General features: G+C 53.8%; 14 protein-coding genes. 8 read left to right on the forward strand and 6 right to left on the reverse strand.

Annotated features, from left to right (window positions below; all coding sequences use genetic code 11):
* Positions 1–47: 47 nt before the first annotated feature.
* Positions 48–935: an AraC family transcriptional regulator gene (locus DQG13_RS20715; protein ID WP_113021716.1), complete on the forward strand. Its 888-nt coding sequence runs from the start codon at positions 48–50 to the stop codon at positions 933–935.
* 107 nt (positions 936–1,042) lie between these two features.
* Positions 1,043–4,165 (forward strand): alpha-mannosidase, encoded by a 3,123-nt coding sequence (locus DQG13_RS20720; protein ID WP_113021718.1) that lies wholly within the window; start codon positions 1,043–1,045, stop codon positions 4,163–4,165.
* A 148-nt stretch (positions 4,166–4,313) separates the two neighbouring features.
* Here DQG13_RS20720 and DQG13_RS20725 read toward each other — a convergent pair whose 3' ends face one another.
* Together DQG13_RS20725 and DQG13_RS20730 are read right to left on the reverse strand one after the other, a co-directional pair.
* Positions 4,314–5,381: an alpha/beta fold hydrolase gene (locus DQG13_RS20725; RefSeq protein WP_113021720.1), complete on the reverse strand. Its 1,068-nt coding sequence runs from the start codon at positions 5,379–5,381 to the stop codon at positions 4,314–4,316.
* Positions 5,382–5,405: 24 nt separating this feature from the next.
* Positions 5,406–5,837, reverse strand: coding sequence for a helix-turn-helix domain-containing protein (locus DQG13_RS20730; protein WP_113021722.1), 432 nt, complete (start codon positions 5,835–5,837; stop codon positions 5,406–5,408).
* A gap of 198 nt (positions 5,838–6,035) precedes the next feature.
* Here DQG13_RS20730 and DQG13_RS20735 point away from each other — a divergent pair, with 198 nt between their 5' ends.
* The 6 genes from DQG13_RS20735 (at position 6,036) to DQG13_RS20760 (ending at position 20,160) form a co-directional block, all read left to right on the forward strand.
* The gene (locus tag DQG13_RS20735) at positions 6,036–7,655 is read left to right on the forward strand and encodes a response regulator (protein WP_113021723.1); all 1,620 of its coding nucleotides are present in this window, start codon (positions 6,036–6,038) and stop codon (positions 7,653–7,655) included.
* Between the two features lie 13 nt (positions 7,656–7,668).
* Positions 7,669–9,501 (forward strand): sensor histidine kinase, encoded by a 1,833-nt coding sequence (locus DQG13_RS20740; protein WP_181592888.1) that lies wholly within the window; start codon positions 7,669–7,671, stop codon positions 9,499–9,501.
* Positions 9,502–9,722: 221 nt separating this feature from the next.
* Positions 9,723–10,685: an ABC transporter permease gene (locus DQG13_RS20745; protein WP_113021727.1), complete on the forward strand. Its 963-nt coding sequence runs from the start codon at positions 9,723–9,725 to the stop codon at positions 10,683–10,685.
* A 9-nt stretch (positions 10,686–10,694) separates the two neighbouring features.
* Positions 10,695–11,573 (forward strand): carbohydrate ABC transporter permease, encoded by an 879-nt coding sequence (locus tag DQG13_RS20750; RefSeq protein ID WP_113021729.1) that lies wholly within the window; start codon positions 10,695–10,697, stop codon positions 11,571–11,573.
* An 81-nt stretch (positions 11,574–11,654) separates the two neighbouring features.
* Complete coding sequence (locus DQG13_RS20755; RefSeq protein ID WP_113021731.1) at positions 11,655–13,205, forward strand: extracellular solute-binding protein; 1,551 nt, start codon at positions 11,655–11,657, stop codon at positions 13,203–13,205.
* A gap of 127 nt (positions 13,206–13,332) precedes the next feature.
* Complete coding sequence (locus tag DQG13_RS20760) at positions 13,333–20,160, forward strand: CBM96 family carbohydrate-binding protein (protein WP_113021733.1); 6,828 nt, start codon at positions 13,333–13,335, stop codon at positions 20,158–20,160.
* A gap of 311 nt (positions 20,161–20,471) precedes the next feature.
* Here the strand turns inward: DQG13_RS20760 and vanX are convergent, their stop codons facing one another.
* From vanX to vanW, 4 genes are read right to left on the reverse strand one after another with little or no spacing between them, the layout of a single operon-like run.
* A complete protein-coding gene (gene vanX, locus DQG13_RS20770; protein ID WP_113021737.1) occupies positions 20,472–21,086 on the reverse strand; it encodes a D-Ala-D-Ala dipeptidase VanX in 615 nt (204 codons plus the stop codon).
* 4 nt (positions 21,087–21,090) lie between these two features.
* Complete coding sequence (gene vanA, locus DQG13_RS20775; protein ID WP_113021739.1) at positions 21,091–22,122, reverse strand: D-alanine--(R)-lactate ligase; 1,032 nt, start codon at positions 22,120–22,122, stop codon at positions 21,091–21,093.
* Positions 22,119–23,084, reverse strand: a complete 966-nt coding sequence (locus DQG13_RS20780; protein WP_113021741.1) for a D-isomer specific 2-hydroxyacid dehydrogenase family protein — start codon at positions 23,082–23,084, stop codon at positions 22,119–22,121. Before DQG13_RS20780 ends, vanA begins: the two co-directional genes overlap by 4 nt.
* Before the next feature lie 15 nt (positions 23,085–23,099).
* The gene (gene vanW / locus DQG13_RS20785; protein ID WP_113021743.1) at positions 23,100–23,924 is read right to left on the reverse strand and encodes a glycopeptide resistance accessory protein VanW; all 825 of its coding nucleotides are present in this window, start codon (positions 23,922–23,924) and stop codon (positions 23,100–23,102) included.
* Positions 23,925–23,993: the final 69 nt, after the last annotated feature.

Genomic DNA, 23,993 nt, shown 5'->3' on the forward strand with positions numbered 1-23,993 from the left:
CAAAGTGCGATGACCAGATTATTTTTGAAAAAGGGGGGGGATCAGCATTGCAGGAGTTTGCCTCCGACCGGCTAACGGAGCTTGATATCCGCTTTGAATTGGATAATGTGCGGGCCCATATTCAATGGTTCCGCACCATGCATCATCCGGGAGCCGGGTGGTCCATTCCGAGACATGTCCATTCCTATTATGAATTGCATCTTGTCCGCTCCGGGAACAGCCGCGTTCTGTTGGACGACAGGGACTTCCTGGTGCAGGAAGGGGAATTATACGTCACCGCTCCAGGCGTCTACCATCAGCAAACAGGCGCCGGAGACGCCGGCTACCTGGAGTATTGTCTCTGTGTGGACATGTTCCTGGAATCGGAGGAGGCAACGGAGGGGGCGCAGCTCCTGGAGATTCTGCATCAAACCCCCTGCGGCCCATGTCCCGATGCCTTCGGCGCGTTGGCCAGGTTTGAAGCGGCCTTGAAGGAGGCGGAAGCCCGCCGGGTTGGCTACGTGGGCTTAATCGGCAATGCAGCCTCCGATATTGTGATTCTTGCGGCCAGAGCTTTAAGCGGGGGGATGGAGGGCCGCCATTCTTCGCCGCTGAAGCCGGTTCGAGTCTCAAGCAAGGAGTACCGGTTCGCCCTCGTCAAGAGCTATATCGAGGAGCACATTATGGAGCCGGTCAGCCCGAAGGAGATCAGCAGATGGATGCATCTGTCCGAGAAGCAGGTGCTGCGTACCGTAAAGGACAAGACGGGAATGTCAACCAAGGCGTATATCAGCGCCAAAAGGCTGGAGAAGGCGAAGGAGCTGCTGTCCCGGACCGAGGCCACCGTCAAGGAGGTCTCCAGGGCTATGGGTTTTTCCAGTGAATATTACTTCAGCCAATTCTTCCATCGGACCTATGGGATATCGCCAACGGATTTTAAGAAAAAAGTACTTTAAGATGTCTGAAAATATTAAGTTATTGCCCTTTTCTCGGATTCAAGGCGTCTGTGGTCCGGCATTACAATAGGATCATGGCAGGCATGGATCTTAATGGAGGCGAGGGCATGACGTTAAGCAAAGAATGGAAAAACCGGGTGGAGCTGTGGAAGAATGAACTGCCCAAACATTACTATACCCCGTTGGATACCATTGTGCTGGAGGGGTATACGACCTTCGACAGGCTGTCGATGGAGGAGGCGCTGAAGGGCGGCTTCCAGCCGTTCCCGCCGGGTACCCTATGGGGAGCCAAATGGGAATATGGATGGTTCCGGGGAAGCATTGTGCTGCCGTCGGCCGCCCAGGGGAAGCGAATTGTGCTGCGTCTGGACGTTGGCGGGGAGAGCACGGTGTTCATCAACGGACGCGCAGCGGGCTGTGTCAGACGGTATGAAGCCTGGCAGGCCATGAACCCGGTTCATGTAAATATCCTGACCTTGGAGAGGGCTGCGCAGGCGGAAGCCGAATACGAGCTGGTGATCGAGTGTTATGCCGGGCATGGGGCGCGTGTTGCCCACGTGGGGCCTGTGCCCCCCGGAAGGGAGACCATTCCCGAGCCTCCGGCGCAGCAGGCTGCTATGGGGGTATGCACCTATGGGATATGGAACGAGGAAATCTACCAGCTATGGCTTGATGTAGAGGCGCTGTACCAGGTGCGGGGGCTTCTGGACCCCAATTCCCTGCGGGTTGCGCAGATTGATAAGGCGCTGATGGATTTCACGCTTCTGGTTGACGTGGAGCTGCCCTTCGAGGAAATGCTGGCTACGGCGGCGGCAGCCAGACAGCGGCTCAAGCCCCTGCTTGCTTGCACCAACGGGACCACGGCGCCGGAGATGTTCGCATTCGGGCATTCCCACCTGGATATCTGCTATCAGTGGACCTTGGCCGAAACCCGCCGCAAATGCGCCCGAACCTTATCCACCCAGATGACCCTGATGGACGAGTACCCCGATTACCGCTTTCTGCTCAGTCAGCCGTATCTGTATGAGATGACGAAGCAGGATTATCCGGAGCTTTATGAGCGCTTGAAGGAGAAGGTAAGGAACGGGCAGATTATGCCGGAGGGAGCCATGTGGGTCGAAGCGGATACGAATATCCCCTCCGGGGAGAGCCTGATCCGCCAATTCCTGCACGGTATGGAGTTTTTCCGTTCGGAGTTTGGCATCGACAGCCAGCTCTTATGGCTGCCTGATGTATTCGGCTATACCGGGGCGCTTCCGCAGATCATGAAAGGGTGCGGAGTCAAGTATTTTTCCACGGCCAAGCTGTTGTCCAGCTTTGTGACGGGCGAACCCTTCCCCTATAACACCTTTACCTGGAGGGGAATTGACGGCACGGAGGTTCCGGTTTCACTGTGCGAGAATTATTGCGCCCATATGTATCCCGAGGCGGTAACGGAGGTATGGAGCCGGCGGGTGCAGAAGGACGGGGTATCCTCATTCCTGTATCCCTTCGGCCATGGAGACGGGGGAGGAGGCGCAACCCGCGATCATCTGGAGTTTCTGGGGCGGGTCCGGGATCTGGAGGGGGTGCCGCGGGTGAAGATCAGCCATCCGGTGGACTTCTTCGAAGACCTGGAGGCAAGGGGATTCCCGGAGGCTGCTTATGTAGGGGAGCTTTACTTCCAGGCCCACAGAGGGACATATACCTCCCAGGCCCGCATGAAGCGTTGGAACCGGAGGAGTGAAACCGCCTTAAGGGAGACCGAGCTGTGGGGAGCCGCCGCCCAAATTGTGCAGAATTATGCCTACCCCCGGGAGACGATGGACCGGATCTGGAAGGAGCTCCTGTTCCTTCAGTTCCATGATATATTGCCGGGCTCCTCCATTCATCAGGTTTTTGTGGAAGCGGAGGAGAGCTACCGGAAGCTGTGGGGGCACAACGCGGAGGTCCGGCATGAGGCGCAGTCCAGCCTGCTTCAGGACCGGCCGGGCTGGATTACAGTATTCAATAGCACTGGATGGGACAGAAGGGAGCTGGTGCTTTTGCCTCCGGGGACAGCACAAGCGGTTGACTCCGCAGGGAAGGAGCTTAAGCTGCAGGAGGTGGAGGGCAGGATCTATGCGGAGGCGGATGTGCCTTCCTGCGGCTGGACTGCTCTGCAGGTGGGTAAGAAGGCCCAACTAGCGTCTGCCGGAGAGCCGCGGCCGCAGGTTGCGGCCGGCGAGGGCTGGCTCGAGAATGATCTCCTGCGCCTTGAGTTGAATGAGTACGGCGAGCTCACCGTTATTCTGGATAAGTCAACCGGCCGCAATCTGGCTGCCGCGCCATGCAATGTGTTCCGGATGTACAAGGATGTGCCCGGAGTATGCGACGCCTGGGAGATCGAAATCATGTACGAACAGCAGCCCGTAGCCCTGACGGACATGGCTTCTATTGAAGTGGTTGCCCAGGGAGAGCTGTTCGGTCAGCTGCGGGTGTCCCGAAGGCTTCATGCTTCGGAGCTTGTGCAGACGATCACCCTGAGACAGGGCAGCCGCAGAGTAGACTTCGAGACAACAGTCGAGTGGAGGGAGAAGCACAAGCTCCTTAAGGTAAGCTTTCCCGTAGATATTCATACCGATGAGGCGATGCACGAAATCCAGTACGGTTATGTCAAACGGCCGAACCACCGCTCCCGGACTTATGATGCGGACCGCTTCGAGGTGTGCCAGCACCGCTGGAGCGCGCTGGCGGAGGCGAACCGGGGCTGCGCTTTGCTCAATGACTGCAAATATGGCATCAGCGTTCTCGGAAACAGCATGAATCTTACGCTGCTGAAGGCGGCCCTGGCGCCGGATATGACGGCGGACTTGGGCAGACAGGAATTTACGTATTCCTTCACCTTCTGGAATGGCCCCTTCGTGGAGAGCAATGTGATCCGCGAGGCGTACGGTCTGAACACGCCGGTGATTTCCATGGAGGGCTGGGCAGATGAACGTTCGCTGTTTGGCATAGATTGCCCTGCGGTTGTCCTGGACACGGTCAAGCCCGCAGAGGATGGAAGCGGGGATCTCATCCTGCGGCTGTACGAGTCCATGGGAACCAGTGCAAGCTGTACCTTGAACACCTCCATCCCCATACGGAAGGTTGTTGAGACGACGATGAGGGAAGCGGCGGTGACGGAGCTGGCATTCGGCCCTTCGGGAATCCCCTTAAGCTTGCGTCCCTTTGAGGTGAAGACAATCCGTTTAAGCCATCGGACGGAATAAGGCCGCCTGTTATCAGAATATCCAATCCGCCTTTTAGAATGGCGATCCAACCAGAATTCCGGTGATCCGGGGTTCTGGTTTTCTATTTTTCTATTTTGTCCATACGAAAATTACGGAGTCTTTTAGTCGCAATGTCATCATCCTGAGGCTAAACCATATGTTTGTCTCTGTTAATTTTATCCAGAAAATCCACCATAGTCTTGATAAATTTATCGGGCTGCTCAAAATGGATGTCGTGTCCCGATTTTATCGTGATCATCTCATTTCCCTTGATCAGCGCATGGACCTTTGCGGCGTCCTCATCGCTGTTGGCGGCATAGAGAACTCCGTCCTTGCCGTATTGGGTGGCAGCCTTCAAGTATATGGATGGAGAGCTTATCCTGGACAAGGTTTCCTCCTGGTCAAAGCCGTTAAACCATGAGCCGGTATAGAAGCTTTCCGCAAAATCCAGATCAAAGTGATCCAAGTAACGGGTGCCGTGAATCCATTTGTAGGGCACGTACCACAGCTTTAGCGGCTCTCCCGGATGGCTGGCCCGGTATTTCCTGGTGCTGGCGGACAGAAGCTTCCTTAAATCGCCGAACAGCCCCCACAAGTAGCTGTTTTCCATGCTGTACTCTACGTAATCCTCCACCGCGGTCTGATTTTTAAAGCTGTGCACAGTCTCAAAGCTTTCCCGCCACACAAATGTATTCTGCATTTCAGCAGGCTCCACCTTAAAAAAGGGCGGGTCCTCCAAAACGACGCCCAGCACCTGTTCCGGCGCATAGGCTGCAATCCATGCCGCCAAAAGACCGCCGGAGGAATGGCCCGATATGACGCTTGGTTCGCCGATGACATGCTCAATAAACCAGACAAAATCCCGTCCCATGGCAACCCCTGTATACTTGGAAGGATCGCGGCCGGATTCTCCGTGTCCATGGCAATCAATGGCATACACATGATAATGCTTGGCCAGCCCCGGAAGCACTCTCGAATAGTCCTCCCATTCCATGGACTGCCCGTGTATGAGCAGAAGCGCAGGGCCGTTGGCGGGTCCTTCGGCATAATTCAGCACGGTTCCATCCTCAAGCATCGCCTGCTTTTCCTTATACCCTGCGTTGTAGGTTTTCTTTAACGGCTTCTTGTCATAATTCATGTTCCGGTAAGCATAAACCCCAAGTGCGCCCGCGGCGGCGATCATGACGCAGAGCACAAGCAGGACTATTTTCAGCATTTTAACTTCCCCCTCCCCACTCCACTACTCCTCCGTCTGCTCTTCGGCTTGAAGCACCGCTTCGATAAAATGCTTGAATTTGTCATATTGGATCAGCGCGATTCCCTGAGCCTCGTCCCCTACAACCAGCAGGCTGTCTCCGGGACAAATGGCGAATATCTCTCTGGCTTTTTTGGGAATGACAATCTGCCCCCGTTCCCCAACCTTGACCAGGCCGAATAGGTGCTTTCCCTTGGGATGAAGCGACATTCCTCTTTTCTCATCCAAATCCTTGACCAGATCATCCAACGCCACCTCGTATAACTCCGCCAAAGCCAAGCAATTATTGATATCCGGGACGGTTTTTCCTTTTTCCCATTTGGCAACGGCTTGCCTGGAAACGCCGATCCGGTAAGCGACCTCTTCCTGGGTATATTTTTTCCGTTCCCGCAGCTTTTTCAAATTCATATTGATCATACTTTTCACGTCCTTTGTGATCATTATACGGGACTTTGCGGAGCAGTCCACCCACTTCCAATAACATATCCTGTTACTTTCAGTTTACATTCCCGGAGCAGACGCAATTTTTGGAAGAACATATGTTTCGTTTGACTTTGCCAAAGTCCATTGCTATCTTAAAGTGGATAACAGGCGCAGACAGGGGGGAGACGGAGCGTGTACAAGCTGCTTTTGGTGGACGACGAACCGGCGATTCGCGCCGGCTTGCGGAATCACTTTGACTGGATGGCGTACGGCATTGAGATTGCCGGGGAAGCGAATAACGGAGTAGCCGCTTTGGAGCTGCTGGAGCATCAGGGGATCGATATTGTGATGACCGATGTCCGGATGGCGAAGATGGATGGAATTGCTTTGTCCAGGGAAATTAGAAAACGTTTTCAGGATATCAAAATCGTCTTTATCAGCGGGTACGACGATACGGATTATTTGAAGTCCGCTCTTCAGCTCAATGCAATGGATTATATTTTCAAGCCGGTTAATATGGATGAGCTTCAAAAAGTGGTGGAAAAGGTTATCGCGGAGCTGAAGGCATCAGAGGTGCGCCAACTGGTGCTGCAGGATATGCAGGTGAAAATGAGGGAGAGTCTGCCGCTGTTGCGGACGGAATTCTTCATGGCCTTGATCCGCCGGGAAATTACAAGCGACGGGGCGCTGGAGGAGAGGAGCCGGTTTCTTGAGCTGCGGCTTCCTGCGGATGCTAGCTACGGGGTTATTGTGATCTCGGTGGACAACTCCGCTTCCGTCATTGACTCGTATTCGGAGAAGGGCTGGCGGCTCATTTCCTATGCCGTGCAGAATATTGGCCAAGAGCTGATTCACAAGCATATGGAAGGCTATATTTTTCAGTCGCAAACGGAGGAATACACAGGTATTCTAAGAGCCTTTGGTTCGGCGGAAATGTTCGGGGACCGGCTCATTGCCCTGGCTTCGGATATCCGCGACAATCTGCTCCGTTGGCTGCGCATCAGCGTGACCATCGGCGTCAGCCAGCAGGTGAAGCAGCTCCGCTCCTTGGCCGATTCCTACGACCAGGCAAGGGAGATCGCCGCCCGCAGATGGTATCTGGGCAGCAGCCGGGTGATTACCGTGGACAGTCTGGAGGAGAATGACGGCGGCGGCTACAGCTTCGGCCAGAAGCAGCGGGAGCAGCTGCTGGCGTGCCTGAAGGCGGCGGACGAATCCCAATTGCGCCTGCTGCTGGACGATATCTTCAGCGGGCTGTCCCGCAACCGTTCCGACGGCATCCATTACGGGCGCAATGTGTGCCTGCAGATGCTCCTGCTCTCCGACCAGCTTCTTCTTGGTCTGAATATTGATTCGCCTCTTGTCGAATCCATGGAGGATCAATGGAAGCTGCTGCTGACGAAGGAGACCATCATTGAGCTTCACGGCATGCTGGAGGGGCACATGCTGTCCGTATGCCAGCGTATACAGGAGAAGCGGACCGGCAAAACCTTCAAGCTGGCGGAGCGGGTCAAGGAAATCATTGAGGAGCGTTACTCCGACAACCAGCTGACGGTGGGCCTTATTGCCAAAGAGGTGTTCCTTACGGACTCCTATGTCAGCCTTCTGTTCAAGCAGGAAACGGGCCAGACCATCAATGATTATCTGACGGAGGTGCGCATTGAAAAGGCGAAAAGCCTCCTGTCGGAATCGGATAAGCGGCTGAACGATATTTGCCAGGAAGTCGGGTTTTCCGATATCGGCTATTTCCGAAAGCTGTTCAAACGGCATACGGGGCTGCTGCCCAAGGATTACCGGCAGCGCTTCATGTAGGGCGGTGATGGGGATGCTGACTTTTCTAACAAAGGGAATGCGGCTGCTTGCGCGGCTCAAACGCAAGTATGCCATGCCAAGGTCCTGGTTATTGCTCTACGTGCTGCTTATTGTGGTTCCGTCGTCCGTTCTGCTATATTCCTACTACCAAAGAACGGTTTCCATTCTGGAGGAGGAAGTAAGCGGCTCCATGCTGGAGGCCCTCAAGCAGGCGGGCAGCAATCTGACCTACCGGATGAACCATGTGGAGGACATCTCCAACTCGGCTTTGACCAGTTCGATGCTGCAAAATTTTTTGGAGCTTTCCGGAAAGGAAACCGCAATCGCCGAGCAGATGGAGATCAATAAGGAATTAAATAAATTCATTCAGTCGGTTCAGGCCGACCGCAATATTTTCCGCGTACGGCTGTTTGTGGACAGGTCCCTGCTGATATCCGGAGAAAACTATAACTTCTTCACTCTGGACAGCATCAGGCAGGAGCCCTGGTATGACCGCGTCATCAAAGCCAACGGCGGTATGGTCTGGACGGGAGTGTACAAGGAAAGCTACATCGACAGGGAGGACACCTACATTTTGTCCTGCGTCCGGATGCTGCGCAGCCCCAACCGGTATGATCAGGTTGCAGGCGTGCTGATGATCGACATGGAAGCCAAGATGGTCAACGACATCCTGAGCAATATCTCCTTTACCGAAACAAGCAACATCTATGTAACGGACACCGAAGGCATGATTATTTCCCATGAAGACCCTTCGATGATCGGCAGCGCCAGCCTGGCCGGACCGTTATTGGCGCAAATGGCGGCGGCCAAGGACGGAATTTCCGCCAAGACGGACTTGAACGGCGGGGAAAGGTATGTGCTGTACACGGAGATTTCCACCCAGGGCTGGAAGCTGGTGGGGGATATTCCGGTTACGGATATCTCCAGAAGGGTTCTAAAGATGAACCAGTCCTCCGGCGTAGCCACTTTTCTGGTAATTTTCTCGCTGTTTCTGGTGGTGATGTTTGTCCTGATCGCCTTCATTGTCCGCTATATGAACCGCAGGGTGAAGGTAGTCATTTCCATGATCAATAAAAAAGGGATTGAGCGCCTTGAGGATCTGGATTCCGCCTATGGCGATTTCAACATGCTGGAACGGACTGTGGACAACCTGATACGCCGGGTGAATACCTTGATGCAGAAGACCTACAAAGCCGAGATGTATGAGCGGGAGGCTCAGCTGAAGGTGCTGCAGGCGCAAATCAACCCGCATTTTCTGTACAACACGCTGGATACGATTAATTGGCTTGCTCTCGACCGGGGGGCCAAGGATGTCAGCATGATGATCGGCGCTCTCGCCCAATATTTCCGCTTGAGCCTGAATAAAGGCAAGGATATTGTCAGTGTGGCCGATGAGCTTGAGCTGGCCCGTGTCTATCTGGAGATTCAGACCAAGCGTTTCCCCGATCTGTTCCAATTCCAGATTCAATCGGAGCCGGGGCTTGGCGATTATGTCATGCCTAAATTGACGCTTCAGCCCATTGTGGAAAATGCCCTTCTGCATGGGGTTCTCGGCAATGACGGGGAGCATTCCATGATTCGGATCGAGGCGCGCACGGAGGCCGGAGATTTGATCATCGTCGTTTCCGATGACGGAGCCGGCATGGAGGAGGAGCAGGTCAAACGGCTGCTGCTGCTTCCCCCGGAAACCCGTGCGGAAGGCAAGGGAAGCTCTTATGGTTTGTTCAATGTCAATCAGCGGATCAAATTGTATGCGGGAGAGGAATACGGCATCATGATTCATTCCCGGCCGGGGAGCGGAACGACGGTTACGGTCCGGCTGAAGGCGGTGCGCAAGCAGCCATAGGCAGAACCTGTTTTTCCCGGCCGCGGCCGTAAAGCCCTCCGGCTTAAGCATACCCACAACCTGGCGGTAGTCTCCCGCCGGGTTTTTTTGCGGCCCGGAGCGGGGCTTCAGAGCCGAAAGTTTAAAGAAATGACCCTCTTTTTTATGAATTGTCCATCTATATCAAGGGCGGGATTCCCGATATAATGAAGCCACAAAGAGATAAAGAGAGGAGCCACAAGATGAGCACGCTGCTAACGGAGAAGAAAAAGTGGGATCGTACCGCAATCAAAACGGGCAAATTAAAGCGGTTCCGGCAGGTTTACGCCTATTTCGATTTATATTTGCTGCTTGTGCCGGGGCTGCTGTTTTTGCTGATATTCAAATACACGCCCATGTACGGAATTATCATCGCCTTTCAGGATTTCAACATCTTCGAAGGCATTGCCGGAAGCGCATGGGTCGGCCTGGAGCAGTTCCACAAATTAATTCAATCCAGCGAATTCGGCCAGGTATTCTCCAATACCTTGCTGATCAGCCTCTACAAAATCGTGCTGTTGTTTCCGATTCCCATCTTCGTCGCTTTATTCCTGAATGAAGTTTCCAAGATGTGGTTCAAACGGAGCGTGCAAACCATCATCTATTTGCCCCACTTTTTATCATGGGTAATCGTCTCCGGCTTGTTCGTCAACATCCTGTCCCCGTCGGGCGGACTGGTGAATCAGGTTATTCAATGGTTCGGCGGCGACGCCATTTCGTTTATGGCGGACAATAGATTTTTCCGGAGTGTGGTGGTGTTTACGGCAGGCTGGAAGGAAGTGGGCTGGAATGCGATTATTTTTATCGCCGCCATTGCCGGAATCGACCAGGACCAATACGAAGCGGCGGCCATGGACGGCGCAGGGCGGATCAAGCAAATGTTCTACATCACCCTGCCCAATATTGCTCCGACGATTATGCTCATGCTCATCCTGCGGATCGGCAATTTGCTGGATGCGGGAACGGAGCAGATTCTCACCATGTACAACCCCGTTGTATATGATACGGGCGATGTCATCGGAACCTATGTGTATCGTATGGGCTTAGGCCACATGGATTACAGCTTCAGCACGGCGGTAGGGTTGTTCAATTCCGTCATCGGCTTCACCCTGCTGGTGTCCGGCAATTTCCTCAGCAAAAAGTTCATGAAACGAAGCATCTGGTAGGAGGTTACAATGAAAAGAAGAACAGTCGGAGATATTTCCCTGGATGTTGTCATTTATCTCGTTTTGCTGTTGTTTGCCGCATCCACCCTGCTTCCCTTTGCCAATGTGTTCGCCAAAGCGGTTAGTGCGGAATGGGCCGTTATTTCAGGCAAAGTGGGTATATTGCCCATCGATTTCCAGATCGATACCCTTAAATTTGTCGTCACCTCCCAGCAATATGTCCGCGCATTCCTGATATCGGTGGGCGTGATGGCCTGCGGAACCTTGCTTTCCCTTCTCATAACGGCCGTAACCGCCTATCCGCTGTCTAAGAAGACCCTGCCCGGAATTAAGCTGGTCATGCTGCTGTTCATATTCACCATGATGTTTAACGGAGGCATTATTCCCAACTATCTCTTGATACGGAACCTGGGACTCATCGACAGCTTATGGGCCCTTGTGCTGCCCGCCCTTATCAGCGTATTCAACCTGCTGGTGATCAAGAGCTATTATGAGACTCTGCCCGAGAGCCTGGAGGAATCCGCCCGGATCGACGGAGCGCGGTACATGACGATTCTGTTCAGGATTATTCTTCCCATCAGCGGCCCGGTTCTCGCCACCATTGCGCTGTTCTATGCCGTGTATTACTGGAATGATTTCTTTCACCCCATGCTTTATATAAACAGCACCTCCTTGAAAACACTCCAGCTGTATTTGCAGAGCATTGTCATGGATGCCGATTCGGCCACTGCAAGCATGGACAAAAGCGCCGACGAGCTGATGAATATCGCCCCGGAAGGAGTGCGCGCCGCAGCCGTTATTGCTTCAACCGTTCCGATTCTGCTGGTATATCCATATCTGCAAAAATATTTTATCAAGGGTGTTATGATCGGGTCTGTGAAAGGCTGATAATGGTATCATCCTCAGGCTTCATCTCCGGGGTTGATTATACATGCACTTTATACCACATTTTTTAAGGGAGGGTTTCATTTGCTACAGAAAAAAAGTGCTCAACGATTAACGGCGCTGACATTATCCGCCGTGCTTGCCGCCAGTGTGGCCGCCTGCTCCTCAGGCCAAAGCCAAACGGCCAATTCTTCCGCTCCTTCTGCTGCTTCTGCATCGCCCGCTGCCACCGAAAAGCCCAAGCCGGAATTGAAGGTGCTGTCCGTATGGCAAAAGGAGGATTACAACACCTATCCGCTGGCTAAAGACATTGAGGATAAGACTGGCTACAAGGTGAAGTATGACATGCTTCCTCAAGACAAGCCGCAGGACAAGCTGAACCTGCTGATTGCCTCCGGCGAGGCCTATGATGTGGTTACAACCGGCGGCGGCAGCGATATGAAGGCGCTCTACAGCGATTATGCCAAAAAAGGCGCGCTGGTGGACCTGGGACCGTTGATCGACCAGTATGGGCCGAATATCAAGGCTTCGATTTCCGCGGAAACCTGGGAGGCTGCCAAGGTGGACGGGAAGATTTACGCCATTCCCACATTGGCGCTGGACAATATCGGTCTGAATTTGCTGATTCGCGTGGACTGGCTGGAGAAATTGAATCTGAAGATGCCGACTACGCTGGATGAATTTACCGCCGTGCTCCAGGCGTTTAAGGAAAAGGACCCGGCAGGAACCGGAGACACCATTCCGCTTACGGCAGTTGCCAGCGCTCCGTTTGTAGAGAATATTTCCGGAGCCTTCGGCCTCCCCAACACCTGGAACGTGAAGGACGGAAAGATTGTTTCCCGTCCGCTGGACCCGAATTACAAGGACTATGCGGCTTATATGGAAGGCCTGTATAAGCAAGGCTTGCTGGACAAGGAATTTGTCGTGAACAAGGACGGAAACGCCAAGGAGAAATTTACAAGCGGAAAAGCCGGCGTTCTGTCGGTAGGCTGGTATGATATCCCCACCATTGCCGATGCTCTGACAAAGAATAACCCCAATGCCAAGTATGCCTATATTCCGGCCCTGAAGGGGAAGGACGGGGCAGTCGGCTTGGGCTCTCCCGGCGGCGGCTTCGACCGTATTTCCTATATTCCCAAGTCCTCCAAAAATCCGGAGGAAACCGTCAAATGGATGAACGCCAAGCTGGAGAAGGATATGTTCAAATTGATTGCCATCGGTGAGGAAGGCAAGCACTATACCTTCAAGGACAATGCGTATACCCCGATTCTCCCGCTTTTCAATGACGAGCGGAACCAGGCGGTAAACTTCCTGACCGGTATTGATGAGCAGAACTATCCCATCTATTGGCAGGCCAGAGTCCGCAAGGACCCCCGGCTGTTCGCAGGCTTCGAGGAGCTGAATGTGAAGCAGACGGCAAAGGTCAGCAGCCCCTTGGGAATGGCGCCGTATCTGCCCGAATTCTCCAAGACCAATCAAACGCTTAACACCCTGATCAATGACCAAACCATCAAGTACATTGCAGGCGCAGATTCTCTGGCCAACCTGGATTCCTTCCTTGCCAAATATAAATCCTCCGGCGGGGATGCGGCAACGAAAGAGCTGAACGACTGGTACGCCACGGTGAAGAAGTAACCGCAGGCCAAACGGAAAGAAGAAGGCAGACGGGTATCGTCTTCTTCTTTCTTTACTTCATTCGGTTGGAACCGTTTCCACTTGCGGAAAACGCGGAGAGTGGAAGTGGAAGAAAGGAGCATATATCGTGATTTTTATTCCCAACAAAAGGATAAGGAAAGCAACCGCTGTTTTTTTGACCATTGTCATGATGCTTGGAGCTCTGTTCGGTTCCGGTTTACCCGTTGGCCTCCAGGCGAAAACTGCCCATGCAGCAAGCACGCAGCCGGTTAAGCTTATTTCTGCGGAGGATGCGTATGTAAGAGGCGGAAAATATATCGATAACAACTATGGCAAGGAACTGAATTTGTATTTTGTAAACGATCCGAATGATGACGGCAAACGGAAATCATTCCTGAAATTCAATTACTCCGATGTGGAATCCGTATACAGCGCAAAATTAAGAGTGTACGGCAAGCTGGATTCCACGGTGATCCCCAGTGTGACTCTGATGGTGTACGGTGTGGATACCAATGAGTGGTCGGAATTGACCATCACCTGGAGAAATGCCCCCTCCCCTTCGGGAGAACCGCTAGGCTCGCAAACTGTGACCAGCACCGCTCAATATTTCGAGTTTGACGTGACGGACTATTTGCAAAGCAAGCTGGGCGGCGAGCAGATCGCGTCTTTTGTCCTGATGAATGGAACACAGACAGAGAAGGAGGCACGGGTTCTCAGCAGAGAGAATACAATTAAGCCGGAGCTGGTCATTATTGAGCAGATGCCGGAGATTCCCGCAGAATATATTGTCGATAATAAAGATTCGGGCTTTACCACCTCGGGGGGCACATGGCCCTCCAGCACCACATTGGGAGGCTATTACGGGGACGATCTGGTTCACGACGGAACAGCCACAGCGGATTCCCCGGACAAGTGGGCCAAATGGACGCCGTACATCCTCAAGGCCGGAGACTACGATATCTATATGCGCTGGGTGGCCTTCAACAACAGACCAAAGGCCGCGCCCATAGAGGTCAAGTATGACGGCGGAACCGATACCACCAAGACGGTGAATCAACAGGTGAACAACGGCACCTGGATGAAGATCGGACGGTATCATTTATCCGAAGGCAGCGATAACTATGTGAAGATTCTGGCTACAGATGCCGGGTATACGGTAGCGGATGCGGTAAAATTCGTCTATATCGATACAACGCCGAAGCCGCCTGAGATCCCCACAACGGATGTGGTGGAGATCGCCAATTTGGGGCAGGGCAACACCGGCAATATCAGGGTGCTGGAATACGAGGTTACCCCCTCCATCGCCAACATCGATGCGGCGATCACGGTAACCGGCCATGCCGCCGTTCCCCAGGACCGTGAGGATTTCCCGGTTGCAGTGCGGCTTAATGCCAACGGGGTCTTCGATGCGGTCAACGGCGACCGTTATATGGCGGAGCGGACGGTAGCGTATTCGGTATACGAAACCTATCATGTGAAGACCGTTGTCAATCTGGTGGCCGACACCTTTGATGCGTGGGTTGCTGCGCCGGACAGTCCGCTGGTGCAAATCGCCAAAGACTACAGCTTTGCCGCAGCAGCTCCGGAGATAGCCGACATCGGCAAGCTTTATAAGCAAACCAATGGAAACGGGATCGCCGCCGTGGAAAACGTCAATCTTATCGGCAGCTCCCATGAAAGCGCAATCTCCTTCAACGATGCAGTCCATTCGTTGGGATCGGACACTGCCGGGGATAAGGCCATCCGCTTTGATGTGCTGCCGGTGACCAGTGTGGGCAATGAAATTATCGGCTTCGCCGGAGAGAACGCATCGATTTACGGGTATGCAGATTTGGCCATGATTCTGCGCATATCCGCCGGCACCTTCGATGCCTATAACCGGATTGGCTATGCCAGCGAGAATGAGCTGCGGGCCTCCGTCGGAACCAAGTATCATGTCAAGCTGGTGCCGGACTTTACGGCCAAAACCTACAGTGTATGGGTGGCGCCCGAAGGGAAAAGTCCTGTACAGATTGCCGATTCCTATGCTTTCCGGTCAACCAGCAGCCCGGATATCAACAGCTTGAGCCAGATGCTGGTCAAAACCGAGGATTCGGGAGTGTTCCGGGTAAGCAATGTCCTGGTGCTGGACCAGGCAGAGCAGGCGGCGGCGATTCAAGCGGTTAATAACGCCACAACTCCATCGGAGATGAAGCGGGCGTTAACCTCCAATGCGCTGGGACTGTCCCTGGACAAGTTTCAAACCATGACAGCGGCGGAGCAGGACAAGCTTGCCAAGGACTTGCTTGCGGGAATTCCCTATGCCAGCGACATGGAGATACAATTGGCCTTTGATGATCCTGTCCTGGTTCAGGATGACCTTGAGCCGCCTACGGCTCCGGGCAGCCTGACGGCAACGGCGGTTCCGTCGCAGCAGGTCAGGCTGTCCTGGACGGAATCCACAGACGACGTGGGAATCAAGCATTACAAGGTATTCCGGGACGGGAACGAGATTGCCACCGTTGCATCCGGCACCGTCTATGTGGATTCCGATGTCCGGCCGTCAACCTCCTACAGCTACATGGTAAAGGCCTATGACTTCGCGCTTAAGGAAGCCTCCTCCGAACCGGTTGCCGTTACCACCCTTTCGGAGGATGAGCTCATAGATTTTCCGTTTGATTCATCCGTGGTCAACAGCATGTTCAATCAGATCTTGGCGAAGTATAGCTTAACTCCGTCAACGATTGAAAATCCGAATACTCATCAAAACTACATGACCATGACGGAATATGATCCCAATCGGCTCAAGAGCGCTTACGCCATGTATTATCTGACCATGGCCTCCATGTACAATCCGGACTACATGGCCGCGGACGGCACCAAGGTGTATGAGCGCGCTTTGGCTCAAATCCGCAATGTTATCGCCGGAGGCAATGAGCCGGCCATGTCGGGCAACGGGCTGAATGCCACCGGTTATTTGCCGGTGCTGAATACGATGACCCTTGCCAAGCTGCAGGTGCCAGCCGTTTGGGAACGGCTTACGGAGGAAGAGAAGCACAAGATCGATCTTCTGATGGAAGCTGCATTGATTGGCGCCCATTGGGGCTACAGCGACAAGAACAACTTCAATACCGGGCTTGACCAGATCGGAAACTTCGGCAAGGATTGGAATCCCAACTACCGAAACGGCGGCGTCGGTTCGGCCATCGCCACCATTTATTACTTCGGTGTGGAAGCAGCCAACAGCCGGCTGAAAAACTTCAGCTACGATTCGTTTGCGGCGGAGCTTCAGGCAGCAGGGCTGACCAATATCGCCACCACATTTGCCAATACGGGAAAAACCAAGCTGGAGCAAGCCACCAAGAATGATGGGGAGGCAGGCTTCACCTACAAAGGCCATAGGCCGGACCAATTGGGCCTTTGGATGAAGGAATTGATGGATTACGGCTTCAACGGCACTGTGTCGCCCTTCGGAGGTTATGAGGTGCCCGTATCCCCCACTTATCCGTATGGATATCAGGGCTTCATTCTGGGCGGTTTTGATGAATTCCCCAATTTGGGCGCGCGGGGCATGGCTCTGGAGTTCGACGCCACAGACGGCGGCGGCAGCCGGACCAGTCTTGGATATGTGTACGCCGGCTGGCAGAGCATCATCCATATCATCTATGACGTTCAATCCTTCAGCGGAGGCTCCACAGGCCTGTCCGATTCGCAAATGGCGGATATCGTAAGCCGCATGGGAGTCGCTACAACCGATATGCTTTATAAAGAGGCTTACGGTTATAACGATTACCATAAGGGCTTGAACAGAGGCACCTATTCCATTGCCGGAAGCTACGGCGATTCCTTTGCGGCGAACAAGGAGCTGTGGCTGAAGATCATTGACAACCCGGCCCAGGCCGTTCAGGCCGTCAATGCGGCGTCAAGCGCCGGGGAGCTGAAGGAGGCGGTTCTGTCCGGCGATTTGGCTTTGGTGCTGTTCGGATATAACGCATTGAGCGAATCCGCCCGGCAGGCAGTGATCGAAACCTTGTATTCCGGCCGCCCCGCGAAGGGATACGCCAATAAAACCGTCGTACAGCAAGCGTTGTACGATGCAGTTAAGACCGAAGGCATCAAGGCTCTGAACAGCGCCGCCAACGCTGGGGAATGGATGGCTGCGCTGAAATCCGCCGCCCTCGGACTGTATCTGCCTGAATACGGCGCTCTGTCCCCGGCGCAGCAGGAAGCTGCGGCACAGCTCATGATCGATCTGAAGCCTGCAGGCGGTTATGCAAGCAAAGCGGCTATCCGCGCCGCCGCCAAGGAAGCGGCGGAAACCATCAACGCGCCGGAACGCCCGCAGCTGAAGAATTTGCCGCCGGTTGCCGAGGGGAACAGCCGGATCGACGTGGCGGATTTCGCCGCTTGGCCCGAGTACCACGGCGATGCGAAGGTGGCCCTGTGGAATGACGATAAAGCAGGCGCGTTCTCCATCACCATTGACGACAACTACAATTCGCAGCACAGCACCTGGAAGCAGTTCAGCGAGCAATACGGCTTCCATTTCACATGGTTCGTCATTACGGGAGGAACCGGCGGAGACCGGGCGTTTACCCGGGAGGTGTGGGAGCCTTTGATCGCTGCCGGCCATGACATCCAGTCCCATACGGTGAACCACGAGGACCTGAGGGATACCGCCAATTATCCGGAGCAAAAATATATTGACGAGTATTTGGGCTCCCTCCAGATGATCAACCAGCTTGCGGGCGGAAATGCCAAAACGCTGGATTATCCTTTCGGCAATGGCAATCAGGAGGTTGCAGCGCGGTATTACATTGCGGCCAGAGGGGTGCAGGGGCTGCCCAACCAGGCGGGGAATGTGAACTATCTCCAGGTAAGCAGCTTCAGCTCCGTCCCTTCGGCCAAAATCGCATACACCGGACCCAATGACGCCAGTGTTGAAGGTTTGGTCAAAACCTTGTACGATCCCAATTATAAGGTAAGCAATGTGTCCTATTACGGCGGATGGACCTCCGTCCATTACCACAGCTTGCTGGAGAGCGCCTACAATTCCTCCACGGGAACGACGCTTACGGCGAAGGATATTGCGCAGAACATGCTGGGTTATCTGGACGCATCCAGAGACAGGGTATGGGTGGGCACCTTTACGGATGTGGCCATGTATGCCCAGGAAAGAGATACCCATCAGCTTAAGGTTACGGCCAAGGATTCCAACCGGATCAAATTTACGCTGACGGATCAAATGGATGATACACTCTTTGATTATCCCTTGACGGTCAGAGTAAGAGTCAGCAATGACTGGAACGGCGTCAAGGCCACGCAGAAAGGCATGGAAATTCCGGCAACCGAGCTTTACGTCGGAGACAACAAGTATGTTTTGGTGAAGGCTGTGCCGGATAAAGGCGAGGTGGTACTGACCCCCCTTGCGGTGGAGCCGGGACCTGATACCGTAGCCCCTGTTTGGCCGGAGGCAAGCCAAGTGGCAAGCTCGGATGTGACTCCGCATTCTGTTGCGCTAAGCTGGACCCCTGCGGAGGATAACATAGGCGTTGCGCAATACCGGATCAGCTGGGGAGAGTCACGGTCGGTTACGGTTGCAGGCTCTGCATCTACAGCCGTGATAACGGATTTGAGCCCCGCAATTGCCTATATCTTCAAGGTCGAAGCCGGGGATGGGGCGGGCAACTGGACGACGGACGGCCCATCTGTTGAGGTGTTGACGCTGCCCGAGGATCAGGGCGGAGGCAACCCTGGCGGAGGGGATGACGGAGGCAATCCCGGGGGCGGCGATGATGGAAGCAATCCCGGCGGAGATGATGGAAGCACTCCTGGCGGAAGCGATGACGGAGGCACCTCCGGCAGCGGCGGCTCCGGCGAAAGCAGCCCTTCCGGCCACGCGCCGGTTGTGCTGCAAGGCAACCAGGCGGTTGTGGAGCTGGCCACTGGGCAAACGGATGTTTCCATTCTTTTGACGGATATCCAAAGCCGCCCGCTGAGTGTGCTTGCGGATAGAGCGAAGATCACCGTCGATCAAGCTGCGCTGTCCCGCCTGCTGGCGAAATTGGACAGCATCGAGAATGCCGCGATCAATGTTAAGATTGCTCCTGTTCATGACAGTGCCGTTGTCAACAGCCCAGTCCGCGGCGGAACGGCGGCAGTCCGGTCAGCCGGTCAGGTGCTGGATTTCAGCATCACCCTGACGGCTAAGGACGGCTCCCAAATCCCGGTGGAACAGGCAGCGGGCGGCGCCGAGATCATATTGCCGTACAGTGAGGGCATGGACGAGGAGCTGCTGGGGGCATATTATTATAACGAACAGTCGAAGGAATGGGAATATGCCGGCGGGAAGGTTGATCCGTTGAAGCGGCAAGTGTCGGTCCGGCTTGAGCATCTGGGCACCTATGCGGCGCTGGAGTACAACAAGGAGTTTGCCGACATTCCCTTTGACCACTGGGCATCCCGTACCCTCCAGGTGCTGGCGGCCAAGCATATTGTAACAGGCGTGACAGACAGCCAATTCATGCCGGATAAACGGACCACAAGAGCGGAATTTACCGCGCTTCTTGTCAGGACCCTTGGTTTGCAGGCCGATGGAAAGGCGGCGGTGTTCGCAGATGTCTCCAGTGACAGCTGGTATGCGCGGGAGGTTGAAGCAGCCTCCGCAGCCGGTCTTGTTACAGGCGTAACGGAGAGCCTGTTTGAACCGGATGCGTACCTGACCCGGGAGCAGATGGCTGTGCTTCTGACGCGGGCTTACGAATATCTGCAGGGCCGAAGCATTGCCGCGGCCAACCATGAGCTGGATGGGTACAAGGACAGGGCAGATGTATCGGAATGGGCGTTGGAGCAAGTAAACAAAGCCGTCTCAGCCGGTCTTATGGGCGGCAAGGGGGCGGATGAGTTCGATCCCAAGACGGACACCACCCGGGTCGAATCGGCCCAAGGCATCCTGAATTTGCTTAAGGCAAAATAAGCGGCATCATCATAAAGAAAGCTTCAAAAATGGGAGAAGCTCTAACGAATCTATGCATCGCTATTTGACTATAGGAGAGCATGTTTGAAATCTAACGAATCGTAGGATCGCTATTTGTCCGAATTTGCGCCGAAATGCGCTCAAACAGGCGAATAACGTGATATAGATTCGTTAGATTTTTTATCATGCCCGTTTTCGCGAAATAGCGTGATAGAGATTCGTTAGCCAGATTCTGCTTGTCCTCAGACGCCTGCTTCCGAAGCTGGTTTTCCTGCAGAACCCCCTTTTCCTCATTGCTCATATCAGGGAGCTCATAGCTGCGATATGGGGAAATCAAAATAGGTAGTGGGATAGGGCTCATTTTTCAAGGTGTAATGCCACCATTCATAATCGTAGGAATTAAAACCGCTGGACTCCATGATAGATCGCAATAACCGGCGGTTTTGAGCCTCAGCTTCCGTGATTCCCTTGGCTTCGTGATGGGAGATGACATCCATCAGATCAAAGTCGCCGCCCATGGGAACAAGGGCACCGGTATCCAGCCGATAAAGAGTCAGATCAATGGCGCTGCCGCGGCTATGACTGGATTGGGCCGCCACGTAACCCAGCTGAAACATTTCGGAACGGTTGATATTCGGATAGTGCTTTGATTTCGCAAGCCCATCCTCAGGCTCCTCAGACCATTGCAGAAAGCGGTCCACAGCCCGCTGCGGACGATAACCGTCCCAGAGAAGCAAGCCATACCCAAGGTTGGCTGCCTGCTCCTGCACCGCAAGCAGCGCGGCGGCCAGCGCGTGGGTGCCTACAATCCGGTTGAGTTCATAACCCTCCACCGGCTTTCCGGTGAAATTGTCCCACGTGGCATACTTGGCATCCCAGCGAATGCCGGGGAGAGCTTCATCAAGGAACACAAATCCTTTTTCCATATGCTTATCCCTCCATTGCTAATGCTACAACACGTTCGATCACATCGGCAAGGGTCAGGCCCGCGGCGGCCATCATTCTTGGATAGCGGCTGTATGAGGTGCAGCCGGGCATGGTATTGACTTCATTGAGCACCACTTGCCCGTCTTCCGTAACAAACATATCCACGCGGGCAAGCCCGCGGCAGCCCAAAGCCCGGTAAATCCGCTTCGCTGTTTCTTGTACCCGCTTTTTATCCTCATCCGAAATATCGGCTGGAACCTGGATCGTGGAGTTTTCAGAGCCGTTCTCCGGATTTTTTTCCTGATGGATTCGGAAGAAACCATGCGCTAGCCGGATTTGGTCCACAACACCCACAAACAAGTCGTTGCCGGTTCCCATCACCGCACAGCCTACCTCGCTGCCGGAGATCATTTGCTCAATCAGAATTTTGCTATCGTATTGCCTCGCGTTTTCCACGGCTCCCGGCAATTCGTCCGCATGGCATACCTTGCTGACGCCAAAAGAAGATCCCGAACGGGCCGGTTTCACAAAAACAGGATACACCAATTGGTCCGCGTCCGCCATGTCGCCATTGTTGAATGTCCAAAAATCCGGCGTAGGGATACCTACGTTTCGTACCACCACATAAGCCAAAGACTTATCCATGCACAGCGCCGAGCTCGGAATATCGCAGCCAACATAAGGAATCCCGGAAAGCTCCAGCAGTCCCTGCATGGCACCGTCCTCTCCTGTTTTTCCATGCAAAACAGGAAACACAACATCCAGGCGGATGCTCGTATATTCCCCTTGCTTCAACACAATCAACCCGTGGACACTTCTGTCCGGCGACAACATGGCGGGAGTGCACTCTCCACTTTCCCAGTTCGCATCCGGATAATCGCAGAGCTTCCATTCACCGGCTTTGGTTACTCCGATGTAGAGGGGATCGAATTTTTCCAGATCAAGGTTTCGGGCGATTTCCTGGGCAGATTTAATCGAGACGTCATGTTCCTCTGAACAGCCTCCAAACAAAACGGCAATCCTAAGCTTTTTCATTTATGTTTTCCCCTTTCAAATTCGACGCAATTTCGAATCGTGTTCTCCACGATATCCTGTAACGCGTGATCTGTATAAAAAGCGGTATGCGGCGTAACAATCGCATTCGGCAATTTTTGCAGCCGCAACAGAAGCTGATTATGGATCGGCTTGTTTGTACAGTCGTGATAGAATATGCTTTCTTCGCCTTCCACCACATCCAATGCGACGCCGCCCAACCTCCCATTTTCCAGAGCCTCGATCAACGCCTCTGTGTCAATAAGCGAACCGCGTCCGGTGTTAATCACGAAGGCCCCGTGCTTCAGGCTTTGGATTCGCTTCCGGTCAAGGATGTGATAAGTATCGGCAGTGAGGGGCGTATGAAGGGTCAGGATATCGCTTTGCCGCAGCAACTCGTCGCGAGTAACATATTCGGCCTTGGCTTGCGGAAGCAAGTCGTAAGCCAGTATGCGGCATCCGAAGCCCTTCAGCCGGTTTATCACCGCCTGGCCAATGCGGCCTGTGCCCAATATCCCTACCGTCAGGTCGCGCAGCTCCCGCCCCCGTACAGCCCCAAGATTGTAATCATGGACGTCCGCCCGGCATAAAACCGGCTTTGCATTTCGTATCGACATGAGCATCAGCATCAAGGTATAATCCGCTACGCTGTCCGGCGAATAAGCCACATTCCCAACCGTAATGCCAAGTCTTTCAGCCGCTTCCATGTCAATGTGGTTGCAGCCGATGCTTCTTGTGGAGATATAAGCGACGCCGTTTTCCTTGAGGGCACGAAGCGTGGGAAGCGCTATCTCCGTTTTATGGCTTACGCTGATGCAGCGGTTGCCGGATGCCAATGCCGCATTTTCCGCCGAGACCGCTGCCTTGATGATCGTAGGCTCAACACCGTAACGTGATGAATACCGCCTGAACATATCCGCTTCGTCCTTGTCGCATCCGTAAATGGTGATTCCTGTTCTCTTCATATATGTCTTGTTTTTTTATCCTTTCTCGACAATATCCGTTCCCTCGGGAAGGGGATAGCCGATTTCGCATTTGTTCCGGTAAAGCAGCTTTTCGGAGACGCAGGCCCCGGTTGCCCTGGACATGGTTTTTTGCTTCACATCCACTTCTTCAAAAATCTTGTTGTTCTTGCGGTAATACTGGGGCTTGCCGTTTATGACCTCATAATATTGCCCGGTGTCCCGATCCGTCAGAAGGCGTCCTACAATGCGGTCTTCCTCAAAAGCAATGCTGATTTGAAAGGAAGCCTCCGTCTCATTTTTCACCTTCAGATCGAGCCAGCCCTCCGACACAGTAGCGTCCACACCCATCGGCGCATCGCTGGGCGGTTCGGGAAACTCCTTCACGCCATGTCCATACCGCTCCACAACAGTGAGGGGCGCGTGGAGAAACATCCAGAAGAGCAGATTGCTCATTTGGCACATCCCGCCGCCGGGGGCTGTGGTGAGCTTTCCATTAATAACGGTCAGCCCATCCTTATACGGAATATCCCGGTCTGCATACCGAACCAGCCTCCAGAATGAAAAGGTTTCATTTGGCCTGATCACCACCTGATTCAAGGTAGCCGCGGCTAACTTCAGATTGAAAACCTTATTCTCCTGATACACCATGTCAAAGCCGGTTTCCCGGTTGTATAAAGGGCAGCTGGTCTCAAAAAGCGGATAGGCCAGGGGAGCTTCGGATTTGACCGCCGCATAGCGGTTTCGATCCAGGCGCATCCCGGTATAAAAGCAAAATAGCCGTTGTTTGATCCGGAGCGGCAGCAGCCATGGGAAAATCTGTGTGACCCGTTTTCTTGGCATAACAAAATTCTTCCTTTCCGCAAAATAAAAACCTGTCTGCTTTGATAAAACCATCTTATCCAAAGCGGG

The sequence above is a fragment of the Paenibacillus sp. YN15 genome, assembly GCF_003285005.1.
Lineage (GTDB): Bacteria > Bacillota > Bacilli > Paenibacillales > NBRC-103111 > Paenibacillus_AR.